This window comes from Calditrichota bacterium (assembly GCA_020637445.1).
In the GTDB taxonomy this organism is placed as follows: Bacteria; Electryoneota; RPQS01; order RPQS01; family RPQS01; genus JABWCQ01.
Genome location: JACJVZ010000001.1, coordinates 382,197 through 395,733, shown reverse-complemented (window position 1 = coordinate 395,733; position 13,537 = coordinate 382,197). Strand labels below are relative to the sequence as shown.

General features: G+C 54.0%; 14 protein-coding genes. 10 read left to right on the top strand and 4 right to left on the bottom strand.

The features are described 5' to 3' along the window. Positions 1-51: 51 nt before the first annotated feature. The 9 genes from H6507_01430 to H6507_01390 are packed head-to-tail and all read left to right on the top strand — an operon-like array spanning position 52 to position 8,814. Positions 52-741: an HAD family hydrolase gene (locus tag H6507_01430; GenBank protein ID MCB9367763.1), complete on the top strand. Its 690-nt coding sequence runs from the start codon at positions 52-54 to the stop codon at positions 739-741. After that, positions 722-1,672, top strand: coding sequence for an EamA family transporter (locus H6507_01425; protein MCB9367762.1), 951 nt, complete (start codon positions 722-724; stop codon positions 1,670-1,672). The genes H6507_01430 and H6507_01425 overlap by 20 nt, the downstream gene beginning before the upstream one ends. 5 nt (positions 1,673-1,677) lie before the next feature. Then, positions 1,678-2,205, top strand: a complete 528-nt coding sequence (locus tag H6507_01420; GenBank protein MCB9367761.1) for a type 1 glutamine amidotransferase — start codon at positions 1,678-1,680, stop codon at positions 2,203-2,205. Then, a complete protein-coding gene (locus tag H6507_01415; protein MCB9367760.1) occupies positions 2,202-3,875 on the top strand; it encodes a DNA polymerase/3'-5' exonuclease PolX in 1,674 nt (557 codons plus the stop codon). Before H6507_01420 ends, H6507_01415 begins: the two co-directional genes overlap by 4 nt. Beyond that, entirely contained in the window at positions 3,872-4,327 is a 456-nt protein-coding gene (locus H6507_01410; GenBank protein MCB9367759.1) for a GAF domain-containing protein, read from the top strand. Before H6507_01415 ends, H6507_01410 begins: the two co-directional genes overlap by 4 nt. Continuing rightward, on the top strand, positions 4,321-5,676 hold the full coding sequence (locus H6507_01405) for a phosphoglucosamine mutase (protein MCB9367758.1): 1,356 nt from the start codon (positions 4,321-4,323) through the stop codon (positions 5,674-5,676). The genes H6507_01410 and H6507_01405 overlap by 7 nt, the downstream gene beginning before the upstream one ends. Positions 5,677-5,706: 30 nt before the next feature. After that, positions 5,707-6,996 carry a glucose-1-phosphate adenylyltransferase gene (locus tag H6507_01400; GenBank protein ID MCB9367757.1) on the top strand — a complete coding sequence of 430 codons (1,290 nt, stop codon included), beginning with the start codon at positions 5,707-5,709 and terminating at the stop codon, positions 6,994-6,996. Between the two features lie 5 nt (positions 6,997-7,001). Next, positions 7,002-8,312 (top strand): thymidine phosphorylase, encoded by a 1,311-nt coding sequence (locus H6507_01395; protein MCB9367756.1) that lies wholly within the window; start codon positions 7,002-7,004, stop codon positions 8,310-8,312. A 43-nt stretch (positions 8,313-8,355) separates the two neighbouring features. Continuing rightward, positions 8,356-8,814 carry a hypothetical protein gene (locus tag H6507_01390; GenBank protein MCB9367755.1) on the top strand — a complete coding sequence of 153 codons (459 nt, stop codon included), beginning with the start codon at positions 8,356-8,358 and terminating at the stop codon, positions 8,812-8,814. A 73-nt stretch (positions 8,815-8,887) separates the two neighbouring features. Here H6507_01390 and H6507_01385 read toward each other — a convergent pair whose 3' ends face one another. Together H6507_01385 and H6507_01380 are read right to left on the bottom strand one after the other, a co-directional pair. Beyond that, the gene (locus H6507_01385; protein MCB9367754.1) at positions 8,888-9,205 is read right to left on the bottom strand and encodes a thioredoxin fold domain-containing protein; all 318 of its coding nucleotides are present in this window, start codon (positions 9,203-9,205) and stop codon (positions 8,888-8,890) included. Between the two features lie 38 nt (positions 9,206-9,243). Further along, a complete protein-coding gene (locus H6507_01380; protein ID MCB9367753.1) occupies positions 9,244-11,043 on the bottom strand; it encodes a thioredoxin family protein in 1,800 nt (599 codons plus the stop codon). A 65-nt stretch (positions 11,044-11,108) separates the two neighbouring features. Here H6507_01380 and H6507_01375 point away from each other — a divergent pair, with 65 nt between their 5' ends. Next, positions 11,109-11,570 (top strand): OsmC family protein, encoded by a 462-nt coding sequence (locus tag H6507_01375; GenBank protein MCB9367752.1) that lies wholly within the window; start codon positions 11,109-11,111, stop codon positions 11,568-11,570. Here the strand turns inward: H6507_01375 and H6507_01370 are convergent, their stop codons facing one another. Beyond that, complete coding sequence (locus H6507_01370) at positions 11,571-12,149, bottom strand: M48 family metallopeptidase (protein MCB9367751.1); 579 nt, start codon at positions 12,147-12,149, stop codon at positions 11,571-11,573. Continuing rightward, a complete protein-coding gene (gene rmuC, locus H6507_01365) occupies positions 12,137-13,438 on the bottom strand; it encodes a DNA recombination protein RmuC (GenBank protein ID MCB9367750.1) in 1,302 nt (433 codons plus the stop codon). Before rmuC ends, H6507_01370 begins: the two co-directional genes overlap by 13 nt. Positions 13,439-13,537 lie beyond the last annotated feature (99 nt).

The following is a 13,537-nucleotide window of genomic DNA, read 5'->3' as shown; positions in this document are numbered from 1 at the left end:
GCTCCTTGACTATCCGGCTGGGTTATCTTAAATTGGCTAATAGAGATAGCCATGAAACTACTTATTTTTGACATAGACGGAACCTTGACCAGCCTCGACGGGGCCACCACCCGGGCATATGCAAAAGCGTTCAGGAGGGTGTTTGACCGCGACATGATTACAGCGGGGCTCTCTATGCACGGCCGTACCGATCCGCTGATCTTTCGCTATTGTTACTCCAAGAGTGGGCTGACCGGAGACTGGCGCGAAGGGTATGAGGCTTTTAAACCGCCGTATCTAGAGGAATTGCCGGTATCCATTCAGAATAGTCCGCGAGCCAAGGTGCATCCTGGAGTACGGGAGTTGCTCGATGCGCTCACTACCGAACCTGAAGAATTTGCGCTGGCGCTGGGCACGGGGAATATGGAGGCTGGGGGCCGCGCCAAGATTGCTCACTTTGATTTGAATCACTTCTTTCCGGTCGGAGGTTTCGGTGACGTCCACGTTGAACGGCATTTGATTTTGCAGGATGCGCTCGACGCGGCGGCTGAACATTTCGGGAAAGAGTTTGACCCCATGGAGTCATGGGTCATTGGGGACACCGAACATGACATTCACGGCGCTCAAAAGCTGGGGCTGAAAACCTTAGCCGTTGCGACCGGAGGAAAATACACTGTTGATATGCTTCAGGAATACGGCGCGGACGAAGTTCGACAGGACTTGAGCGGTACCGCGGAGCTGCTTGAACTCTTCCGCCGCTAAGCCCGCGTGGTCCGTGCGGCTGCTGCTCTTGGGGCTTATGGTGACACACGTGAGTGTCACCGGATTCGGTTATGTGGTCAACCGGCTGGCCACGCAGGAATTCAATCCGTTCGCTTATGCGTTCTGGAGATTGTGCGTCGGCATCGTGGGCCTTGTGGCGCTGATGTCACTGACCAAGTCGTGGAAACGAATTGACCGCGCGGATTATCCGCGGATTTTGCTGCTCGCGCTGGTGGCTGTGCCGATCAACCAAGTGATTTATTTGGTCGGCATCAGCAAGACTATGCCGTCACATGCGTCGCTGCTCTATGGAACGACCGCCGTTTTCGCACTGTTTCTCTCCGCCGCATTGGGGTATGAGAAAATCCTGAAGCACAAGATTTTCGCAATTGTGGTTTCCCTGGGCGGGCTGGTGGTCATTGTTACACAAGGCGGTGAGTTTGACACGGGATCGCAACTGTTTATCGGCGATGTTTTGATCTTCACTGCCGTGTTGGCGTGGGCGACCTATACCGTGCTGGGCAAGCCGATTGTCAAGAAATACGGAGCGATCTCCACGACGGGAGTCGTGTTATTGGTGGGGTCGTTTGTTGGACTGCCGTTTTTGGCTTATCCCGCGCTGCAGCAGGACTATTCTTCGATCACATGGGTCGGTTGGGGCGGAGTGTTTTATGCGGGGCTCGTGCTCTCCGTCTTGGCCTACAGCGTGTGGTACAAAATTCTGACGATGATTGATCCGTCGCAAGTCGCGATACTCACGACTCCCCAGCCGGTGGTGGCGACGACGTTTTCAACTTTCATCGTCGGTGAAATCATCGGTTGGCCGCTGGTTGTCGGCGGTATCTTGGTTATCGCAGGCATCGTATTGATGGATGCGCCGGCTTTTGCAAGACGGGCCAATTCACTTCGCAAGAGAGTTTTAGCTAAATGAAGACCATGAATTTGCCGGGCAAGAAGATTGCAATCTTGGTTGAGCATCATTACCAAGACCTCGAAGTTTGGTATCCGCTTTTGCGCTTGCGTGAAGCAGGAGCAAAGGTCGTCACGCTGGGAACCGGATCGGCACCCGAATACGTCGGGAAATACGGCTATCCGGTCAAGGTCGACAAGACTGCAGATAAAGTGAAGGCGTCCAATTTTGACGGCCTTGTAATTCCGGGCGGGTGGGCGCCGGACAGACTTCGCATGTCGGAACCGGTGCTCGATCTGGTTCGTGAAATGAACAGAGCGAAGAAGCCCATTGCCTGCATTTGCCACGGAGGATGGGTGTTAGTCTCCGCGGGAGTACTTCGCGGCAAGAAAGTCACGAGCTTTGCCGCGATTCGCGACGACATGGTCAATGCGGGCGCGAAATGGGTGGATGAAGAGGTTGTCGTCGACAAAAACCTCGTCACGTCGCGCAAACCCGATGATCTGCCGGCGTTCATGCAGAAATTTATCGAATTGCTCGCCACCGAGAAATGACTCGTGCCGACGTTGTTGCGCTGCTCGAAGAGTATGCGACGCTGCTTGACCTGATCAATGAAGATGAGTTTCGCGCGAAAGCGTTTGCCAACGCCGCGCGGCAGCTTGATGCGGTCTCCGTGACGTTGGATGAACTGATGGTCGGAGACAGACTCTCCAAAGTTCGCGGAGTCGGAGCGAGCGTCGCACAAGCTATTCGAGAAGCGGCGGAGTCCGGGACGTTTGCGGATTTAGAAAATGCGCGTGCGCGTGTTCCGTCGGGTGTGTTCGACTTGATGAAGGTCGAGGGGCTTGGACCGAAGAAGGCCCGCACACTGTGGAAAGAAGCCAATGTCGCGTCGCTTGCCGATCTTGAAGCGGCGATTGCAGCGGGAACGCTCACGAAGTTCTCGGGGTTTGGCGGAAAGACAGTTGAAAAGTTTCGCGCGAGCCTTGAGTTCTTGAAGAAGACAGGCGGGCGAAAGCTGCGGCATCAGGCGAAGGCGGCTGCTGTGGATATTGAAGAGTCACTGAGGTTGATTCCCGGTGTTTTGAGCGCGCACTTTTGCGGTAGTTTGCGCAGATGCATGGAGACTGTCGGTGACTTAGATTGCATCGTTTGCGCCGACCCTGCGCAGCACGATACGGTGAAAAAGAGTATTCTTGCGCTCGGTGTCGTGGAGTGGACATCGACTGAAGATCAGATTTGGTCTGGCAAACACTCAAGCGGTATGGACGTAGAACTCTCGGTTTGTGCTCCTGATGAATTGGGGACGCGGCTTGTTTTGGCGACGGGTTCGAAACTGCATGTGGCGGAACTTCAGTCGCGCGGAGAGATTCCGATTGCCGCGACAGAGGAAGATGTTTACCGTTCCTTAAATTTGCAGGTTGTGCCGCCGGCTTTGCGCGAAGAAAATCTCGTGCTGCGCGATTCGAACCAACCCCCCTACCCTGGTGCTTTGACGTATCGTGACTTGCGCGGCATTTTGCATGTGCATACGACGTATTCGGACGGCCAACACACGCTGCGGCAGATGGCGGAAGCGATGATCGCGCGCGGATTTCAGTTCTTGGGGATAGCTGATCACTCGAAAGCCGCGGCGTATGCGAACGGCTTGACTCCCGAGCGGGTTTTGAAGCAGTGGGAAGAGATTGAGTATCTCAACGACGAACTCGCGCCGTTCAGGATATTGAAGGGCACGGAGTGTGACATTCTTCCGGACGGTTCGCTCGACTTCGATGATAAGCTGCTCGCGGGGTTTGATTTTGTGGTGGCGAGTATTCACTCAAGTTTTGGGATGACCGAGGAGCAGGCGACGGAACGATTGTGCCGTGCGCTGGAAAATCCGCACGTGGATGTTTTGGGTCATCCGACAGGACGGCTGCTCTTGAAACGTGAAGGTTATCCGGTGAATCACGAGCGCCTGCTCGACTGTGCGGCGAAGCACGGGAAGTCCATCGAACTGAATTGCAATCCGCATAGGCTTGATTTAGATTGGCGTTGGTTTGCGCGCGCGCTGGACTTGAAGATTCCGATTCCGCTCAATCCGGACGCGCATACGATAGAAGGGCTTGACGATATCGAATACGGTTTGGAACTCGCAGCCAAGGGACCGATTCCCAAAGAACTTTGTCCTTCCGCATGGTCCGCCGAAGAATTTATCACATGGTGTCAATCACACGATAGATGATTTCACTTTCTCCTACGAGTATTACAAGCAAACTCCCGCAAGGAGATTTTCGCGCGCGATGTCAGGCTTTGTGCGAAGCATTGCGGCTGGCGCATCCGAAATATGATTGGATCGGATTCTACTGGGTTGACGGCGATCATTTGAATCTCGGCCCCTGGACGGGCGATGCCCCGACTGAGCACACGCGTATTCCGATTGCGCAGGGGATTTGCGGCGCTGCGGTGCGTGAAGAGCAGACGATTATCGTCGACGACGTGCACTCAGATCCGCGTTACCTGTCGTGTTTTCTCGAAACAAGGTCGGAGATCGTCGTACCGATTTATGCGGATGGCTTGATCATCGGCGAGATTGACATCGACGGCAAGAACGTCGCGGATTTCGATTCATCGGATCAGAAATTTCTGGAAGCGATTGCGGAATTTGTCGGAAGAGAGTGGCCGGGGAAATGGTAAAAGACGCGCCGCTGATGATTTCGATTTCCGGGGTGCGCGGCATCGTCGGAAAGAGCATGACGGCTGAAGTTTGTTTGCGATGGGCGCAGGCCTTCGGCAAATCGTGTGCGCCGGGTCCCGTGGTGGTCGGCGGTGACAGCCGTATCAGTAAGACGATGATGCGCGCCGCGACGATTTCAGGGCTGGCTTCAAGCGGAGCAAGCATCATTGACGTGGGAGTCGTGTCAACCCCGACCGTATCGTTGGCCGTGGAAGAACACCGCGCTGCAGGGGGCATCGCGATTACAGCAAGTCATAATCCGGCAGAATGGAACGCGCTGAAATTTTACGGCGCGGACGGGCTGTTCATTGACGAATCCCGCGGCAAGACCTTGCGCGCCGAAGTTGAATCGGATAGGGATTTCAACGTCGACGCGTTTTCAATCGGAACATACCAGCGTGATGAGCTTGCCGTTGAGCGGCACATTAACGCCGTGCTCGGGTTGCCGTTTCTGAAACTTGATGAATTGCGCGCTCGTAAGTTTCGCGTGGGACTCGATGCCGTGAATGGCGCGGGCGGCGAACTCTTGAAGGTGCTTTTGGAAACGCTTGGCTGCACGGTTGTGGGGTTTCATCTCGAACCGACGGGCAGATTTCCGCGTTTGCCGGAACCCGTTTCGGAGAACCTTGTTGACGTTTGTTCTGCCATGAAAGCCACCAATGTCGATATCGGATTTGTGCTTGATCCTGACGCCGACCGACTGGCGTTGATTCGATCGGACGGCCGGCCCGCGGGAGAAGAACTTACGTTGTGCGCGTCCGCTATTGCAGCTTTACCGCACGTGAAAGGCCCTGTAGTGGCCAATTGCTCAACCAGCCTTGCGCTGCGGGACATTGCGACGCAATTCGAGCGTGACTACTTCGAGACCAAAGTCGGAGAAGCTCACGTCGCCCAAAAGATGCTCGAAGTCGGCGCGTCCATCGGCGGCGAAGGAAACGGCGGCGTGATGCTGCCAATGATCCACGCGTCTCGGGACTCCGCCATCGGTGCAGCGCTTGTACTCCAAGCTCTGCTGGAGTTCGGCAAATCTTCCGCTGAGTTTTTCGATTCCATGCCGCAATATCATTTGGTCAAGAAGAAGATAGAGTTTCCGGACCTCGTTCGGCAGCGGCAGGCACTCGAACAGCTAAACGAATTTAAACTCTTTGGACAAGCGGAAACTTTGGACGGGCTCAAATGGCGGACGGACCGTGCTTGGGTCCAGGCCCGGGCTTCCAACACCGAACCCATTGTTCGCGTATTCGCGGAGGCAGCAACTCGCGAAGAAGCAGAGCGTTTGACGAACGAAATTCTGAGTTTCATCAAGTAAATAACTTTACCACGATAAATCGACAGCAAAATGGATAGAGTAGCATCCGTAATTCTGGGCGGCGGACGAGGCACCCGACTGCACCCGCTCACTAAGCCGCGTTCGAAACCGGCGGTTCCGTTCGGCGGCATGTATCGCCTAATTGACATTCCCGTATCGAACTGCTTACATTCAGACCTAAGTAAGATCTTTGTCGTTACGCAGTTCAACTCGGCGTCGCTTAACCGTCACGTCTCTATGACCTACGCGTTTGACGCGTTTCGTGACGGTTTTGTGACCGTATTGGCCGCCGAGCAAACTATCGATACCAACGACTGGCTACAGGGAACAGCCGATGCCGTTCGCAAGAACCTGCGGCATATCCGTCCTTCGAACCCGAGCGATATCTTGATCTTGTCCGGCGATCATATCTATTGGATGGATTACCGCGGTATGATCGCTCTCCACCGGCGTTCCCGCGCCGATATAACGATTGCGACGTACCCCGTTAGACTCGAAGATGCAAAACGTTTCGGCATCATGCAGGTCAACGACGAAGGACGTATCGTCGAGTTCAAGGAAAAGCCCGAAAAGCCCGACGACATCAAAGGCTGGGAACTTTCCGGCAGTATGTTCCATTCCGAGAACTTCGACACTGACGAACCCGTCGTGATGGCGTCCATGGGCGTCTACATCATCAAATGGGAAGCAATTGTCGGACTGCTTGCGCCGGACACTGGCTCGGACTTCGGCAAGGACGTGATTCCGTCTGCTATTCGCACACATCGCGTATTCGCATATCCATTCAGCGGATACTGGGAAGACATCGGAACGATCAAATCGTATTACGACGCGAGCTTGGCCCTGACCGACCCGCAACCTGCGTTCAGCTTGCATGATCCAAGTTTCAGACTGTTTACACGCCCGCGTTTTCTGCCCGGCGCAAGTATGCGCGAAGTCTACATGAAGCGCGCCCTGGTTTGCGCAGGATCGCGGATTGAACACGGTGCGATCGAGCATTCGATACTCGGAACCAGAACAATCTGCAAATCCGGCATCAAGATCATCGACTCCGTGGTTTGCGGCGCGGATTTCTTTGAAACCAGCGAAGTGCTTCAGTATAATCGCGAAGTTGGCCGGCCCGACGTGGGAATCGGCGGCGATACGATTATTCGCAATGCAATTGTCGACAAAAATGCCCGTATCGGATACGGAGTGCGCGTCGATCCGCCGCGGGACGTCAAGGACCACGACGGCAACGGGTACGCAGTTCGTGACGGAGTTGTCATTATCGAGAAAGACGCCGTCATTCCCGACGGCACGATTATACCGGCGCCCTGATTTCCGTGCAGGTTTCCGAACTTATTGCGCGAAAGCAGGACGGTCGCGAACTGTCTGACTCCGAGATTGACTACCTGATGCTCGAGTTCGCGCGCGGTACTTTGCCGGATTACCAGATGGCTGCCATGCTGATGGCAATCTACTTTCGCGGCGTCGACGAACGCGAAGGCCGGAGGTTTCTCGATGCGATGATTCGTTCCGGTGAACGACTGTCTTTTGATTCGATTCCCAGACGCAAAGTCGACAAACACTCGACAGGCGGGATCGGTGACAAGACGTCCCTGATCATCGCTCCGATTGTCGCCGAGGCAGGATTGGCCGTGCCTATGATTTCGGGACGTGCTCTCGGCCATACCGGCGGTACACTTGATAAGCTCGAAAGTATTCGCGGTATGAGAGTAACGCTTTCGCACGACGAGTTCGAAACCGTCTTACGATCGCAAGGTTGTGCTTTTGGCGCACAAACGGAAACTCTCGTTCCAGCAGACCGCAAGTTGTACGCGCTGCGAGACGTAACGTCGACTGTAGCCATACCTCCGCTGATTGCCGCAAGTATTCTCTCAAAGAAGATTGCAGAAGGCACGGAAGGCCTTTCGATGGACGTCAAGATCGGTCCCGGCGGATTCTTGAAGTCGGAAGCAGAGGCTCGAGAATTAGGCGCGAGGCTTGTGGATTGGTCGCGAGACTACGGCGTCAAAACCGTCGTACACGGAACGGACATGTACGAGCCGCTTGGCAAAACTGCCGGCAATGCCGTTGAAGTCGCGGAATGTTTGTCCGTCTTGAAAACCGGCGAAGGAGACGCGCGACTGATTGAACTGTGCGAACTTCTCGGCGGGACCATGTTGATGCTCGGGGACGTTTGCAGAGACCTCGAAAGCGGCAAAAGTGAGTTCCGAAAGTTGCTTTTGAGCGGACGCGGTTACGACCGCTTTAGAAGAATCACGGAAGCACAAGGCGCGGACCCCAAAGTTTGGTCGGAATTCATGAGCGGCGTCCCGGCAAGAAATTTGCACATTGTTACTGCGACCGACGACGGCACAATTCAGGAAATTCACCCGCGCGAAATCGGATTGGGACTCGTCGATCTCGGAGCGGGCCGCAAGACGTCTGCTGATCCAGTTGACCACTCGGCGGGTATCGAATTCTTGAAACGCCGGGGCGATCCTGTCTCCAAGGGCGAACCCGTCGCGAATGTACAATGGTCAGGCAGCGGCGCGGATTCGCAGTCCGCAGTTGAGCGTATTACTAAGGCTTTTCAGATCGGTTCCGCGCCTGCTCCGGCGCGACCGCTTGTCTATTTCAAAATCGAGTAATTGTTGAGTTAATGTTTGCTCAACCAGAAAGTGTGGGAACACTATGGATGAAACTATCGAGAAAAAAGTTCGCTCGCTTAGACTAAAGCTCCTGATGGCTGAACGCGAACTGCATGCGTCGTCAGGCAAATGGAAACTCGGCGCCATGCTCGGCGCCGGACACATGAGCCAGATGAACCGCGAAGTCGTCAAACTCAAAGAGCGGCTTGAAAGCAAGATCGAAAAGCTAAGAAACGAAATCAGCGAGCTTACCGGCGAGGTCTTTGACGCGGTCGCCCCTGCGGCCGCTGAAAAGCCAAAGCCGCCGGCAAAGAAGAAAATCGAAGAAGAAAAGCCCGCGGCAAAACCCAAAGCAACGCCGGTGAAAAAATCTGAGGCCAAGAAGAGCGAAACAAAAAAGGCCACGACGAAAACTGCCACGAAGAAAGCGGCGGCCGACAAGAAAGCCGAGAAGAAAACTCCGGCGAAAAAGGCTGCTAAGAAAGCGGCGAAGAAGAAGTAGTTGTCGTTTCAAAAACATGAAAAGAGGGCCGCTTTATGAAAGCGGCCCTCTTTATGTTCATATGACTTGCAGCCTATTGCGCGTGATTGCGGAATTTCTCTTCCATCTTCGCCTTAGGCAGGACTCCAGTTACCGTCTCAACCAGTTGACCGTTCTTGAAGAACAACACTTGAGGAATATTCAACACTCCGTACTTCCGCGGAACTTCGGGATTGGCGGCAATGTCAATTTCGCCGATTACGGCCTTGTCTTCCCAATCGGAAGCCATCTCTTTTAGAATTGCGTGCACTTTTTTGCAAGGTGCGCACCATTCCGCGCCAAAATCCAAAACAGCGAGGCGGTTAGCTCGCAAGATAGTCTCTTCAAAATTCGCATCTGTTACATTGACCAATCCTGACACATTGACTCCTTTCGGTGAGGCAATTTTCTTTAGAGGTTGTGCTGATCAAGGAGTGATATAAATTCGTCCGCCGGTTTGAACCCCGTAAACCGCGCAATCTCGCGTTCACCCTTTTGCAGGATCACCGTCGGCATTCCGGTGATCTTATATTTCTTCTTCATTTCGGAAACCCACGGAGTTTCCTTCGTAAAATCCAATTTAAGCCGCACGAAGTCATCGACACGTTTCTGGACATTGGGCTGAATCCACGTCTTCTCGTCCAGTTCGACACAGGCCACACACCAGTCGGCGTAGACGTCGATCAAAACCGGTTTGCCTGATGAAGACGACTGCTCGATAGCCTGTTCTTCCTTGTTCACCATCCACTCCAACTCGGAGTGAGCAACGGAAGCCGTCGCGGAACCAATCGCATTCGGATAAAATGACTTGAACAGAAAGATGCCGCCCAGCAGGAAGATAAACAGCAGCAGTGCTTTTCCGATACGCTGCTTGGACGTCGCGTCTTCGGTAATCGTGTCAAACGCGCCAGAAAACACTGAGAACATGATCAGAAGAATCGACCAAGCAGCGTAATATATCGGCTCCGGCAGCGTAAGTCTGAGCATATACAATGCCCCCGCCAACAAGATCCAGCCAAAGCCCTTCTTGACGGTTTCCATCCATGAGCCCGCGCGAGGCAACGCCTGGATCGCACCAGCAAAAGTTCCGATCACGAGGAACAGCAAGCCCAATCCAAGCGAGAATGCGAACAACAAAGCCCAACCGTAGAAGAGATCTCCTGTTTGCGCAACCCAAGCAAGCAGAGCAACAATAACCGGGCCGACACAGGGCGCCATGACCAATCCCGATGCCATTCCCAGCAATAATGGACCGAACAGACCTTTCTTGGTTGAGCCACCTACCAAGCTTGTTTGCAGCGCGGACGGCAGCGCAATGTCGAACGCACCGAGCATGCTGACACCCATCAAAGCAAAGACAATCGCAATGATGATATTTACTATCGGTGAACCCGATATGGAACCAAAAAGAGTGCCCGTCGCGGCGGCGAACAGGCCCAACGAACTGTATACGATAGCAATACCAATGGCGAAAATGAACGAGAGCCACAATCCACGCAGTGGCTTACCCGTGCTGGCTCCGCCGATATAACCGATCGTGATCGGAATAACGGGGTAGACACACGGAGTAAAGCTCGCCAAAATTCCGCCGAGAAAGGCGACCAAGAATGCCGTCCACGATCCTTTGGCAAGCGCAGCCATCAGCCTCGCTTCGATTCCCTGCGGTTCCTCCACGGCGACTTCTTTCTCACCGCCGCCGTAAAAGATCTTCTCATTCGCTGCGACAACCTGCGTTCCGGCAGGCACGATTTCGGTCTTCGCATTTACCGACGCGTTTTCGGGGAGAAAACATGTTTCAGGATCGGTTTCCTGACAAATCTGATAGCCCGCGCTGAATCTGATGTCGTGCATTCCGACGGCGGCATCCTCTGAGGCCGTGACCGGAATACGAACTAAGACTTCACCGCGATAGCAAACCTCATCCTTCAGTGGTTCGCCCGTGGGGAAGACCGGTTCACCAAAACTTAAGCCTAAGGTGTCCGCTATCTCAACATAGAACAGACCGAACTCGACGTCCGTGATGTGATGTTTGCGAGGCACACTGAAGAGCACCCCCAGCTCCGACGTGCCGCCGGCAGGTATTGCGTTCGTGTTCCAATACGCGCGAACCGGCACGCCGGGCGACGTTACATCTCCGCCTCCGTCATCGAGCGCGAATGCCGTACCGGCAAGTAATCCCAGGACTAAAAAGAAAGGTACAATCCGAGACATGTAATTGCGTTTTCCGTTGAAATTTGACACCTTATTAATACACCAAACTCTTAAAGGAGGTTCCCTTGAAAGTGCTGCTCAGGCACACAGGCCAAATGGCCTTCCTCGCGAAAGCTGATTCAAATCATTGGGTTCCCGTCGACTCCGGTCCCAAGTCCGGGGGAGAAAATGGAGCCAGCGCCCCCATAGAAATGCTTGTAATGGCCTGCGGCGGCTGTGTCAGTATGGACGTAGTCTTCATTCTGGGCAAAAGCCGCAAGGAGTTTTCTCGCTTTGAGATAGAAGTCGAAGCAACTCGTGCGGAATTGCATCCCCGCCGTGTTACAGGTCTCCATTTTCACATCAAAGCAGACGGTCAGAATCTGACAACTAACGATGTGGAAAAAGCTGTCAATCTCTCCCTGACCAAATACTGCGGAGTCTCGCTTTCACTTGATCGGTCAGTAAAATTCAAGGCTTCCTGCACCGTCAATGGAATTCCCAGCCAAGAGTGGAACATTGAGAGGAATCCCGAAATGTATGCCTGATCAGCGTTCGGTCGGCGTGCCGTGCATCATCGAGAGGTACGATAAGAAGCCGCCGGAATTCGAGCGCGGCTTTCGGGCGGGCCGGCCCCTAAGGGGCCAATTGTCGCGCAACCACTCTTCGACCGCCACATAAGCCGGGAACAGCTTCTCGGCTGCGCGAAACTCAGGAGTGTGGAACCGCCGCCCGCCGTTCGGTCCCTCGGTGATCCCGAAGTAGAGATGCAGCATTTCGTGGTGCATCACTCCCGCCACGACCATTTCCGGAATTCGCGCGTCATCCAATGCCGTGTTCATTGTGATGACGCGCTTTTCTATGTCGCAAAGCCCCAACGTGTACTGCCAGCGGTTGCGGCTCCAGCGAATCACAGGCTTTGAAAGTTCGGACTTGAACATCACTTCGTTGATTACGTCGAAATGATGCTGCAGGTCATACACGAAGCCTTGCGGTTGATGGCGCGGTCCGCGTTTGGCTTTGCCCTTCGACTCCGCATCCACGGGCGGCGGACTCTGTGCGGCAACGCTGAAGAGTTCGAATTGATTCGGATCGGGGACGGGTCTGGTTCTGCCTACGGTTCCCACAACGTTCCATCGGTTTGTGAACTCAGTTCTCCTGCCATACCTGAGGAAAGTTCATCAGCCTTGTTTTCGTGCTGAATACCTTCGACCTTGCGTTCCACCTTGTCTAATTCCCGCGCGGCATCATCCATGTTGTTTCCGGCCAGCCGCACCTGATTCTTCGCTTTTTCGAAGCTGGACCTGAATTTTGTCAGATCATCGCCCAACGCGCTCAACAGTCCCGAAATCCGGCGCGCGTCTTCAGATATCTTCATCCCCTTGAAACCAATCAGAGTGACTTGCAAAAGCGCCCAGAACGACGTTGGAGACGTCGGAAACACTCCACGGCGCCGGGCATATTCCATTAACTCCGGATTGGTGAGTAACTCGTAGTATACCCCTTCGGCGGGGACATACATCACGGCGAAGAGCAAAGTCTCCGGAGGTGAAATGTACTTCGTGGCAATATCTTCAACATGCTTTTTGACATGGCGGACAAACTCTTTGCGCGCGGAGTCCGCTTCGGCTTCTGACTCGGCGGACTTCATGCGATTGTAGGCTTCCAACGGAAACTTGCTGTCAATCGGCAGCTTTCCCTGCGGATTAAAAATCACCGCGTCCACCCTGCCGCCGGGCAAGGCATGTTGAACAGCAAATTGCTCGGGATGCAGACAATCACGCAGCATCCGCTCCATCTCGATTTCGCCAAGCTCGCCGCGTAATTTGGGAGCTTTCAAAATATTTTGTAGCTCGTCAAGTTCCTGAGAAAATTGTTGAATTTTCTCATTTGTCGCATGTAGTTCTGTCAGCCGGTCCGTCACACCTTTGAAGAGCGTATCGTTGCGGGTAATCGTTTCGGAGAGTTTTTCGTCGACCCGCTTTTGAATTTCAGCCAGTTTCTGCTCGTTAGAGGTCTGAAGTTTCGCAAACTGCTCTGTCAGACTCTTTACGCTTTGCACAAGCGTATCGCGGGACTCCGTGCGTGCCTTCGACTGATCGTCCGAGAGGCTGGCTCGCAGAGTTTCCATGCTGTTTCGAAAAGTCTCGAGACTGCTCTTTACCTCTTGGCGGGCAATCTTCTGCTCTTCGGATAAATCCCGCCTTGTTTCGCGAAGTTCGTCGGAAACAGTCTTCTGGCTTTCCTGCCGTGCCCTATCTACAAGCTCTTGAAGCATATTCAAGCGCGTCTCAAGCGCAGCCGAGCGCTCCCGTTCGGCCTCCGTACTGCGACTTAGTCTCGCAAGTTGGAAAGCCAACAGAAGGGCCGCAGCAACGATCACGGCAACGAGTATGAAAAGGGCTGGAGTTGTCATTTTCTATGATTCAAATAAGTTAAGCAACTGTCGCCAAAACTGCAACGATAATCCTCCTTTTCGCCCCAACTAAACTCCGCGCAAGGAACCATGCAGACC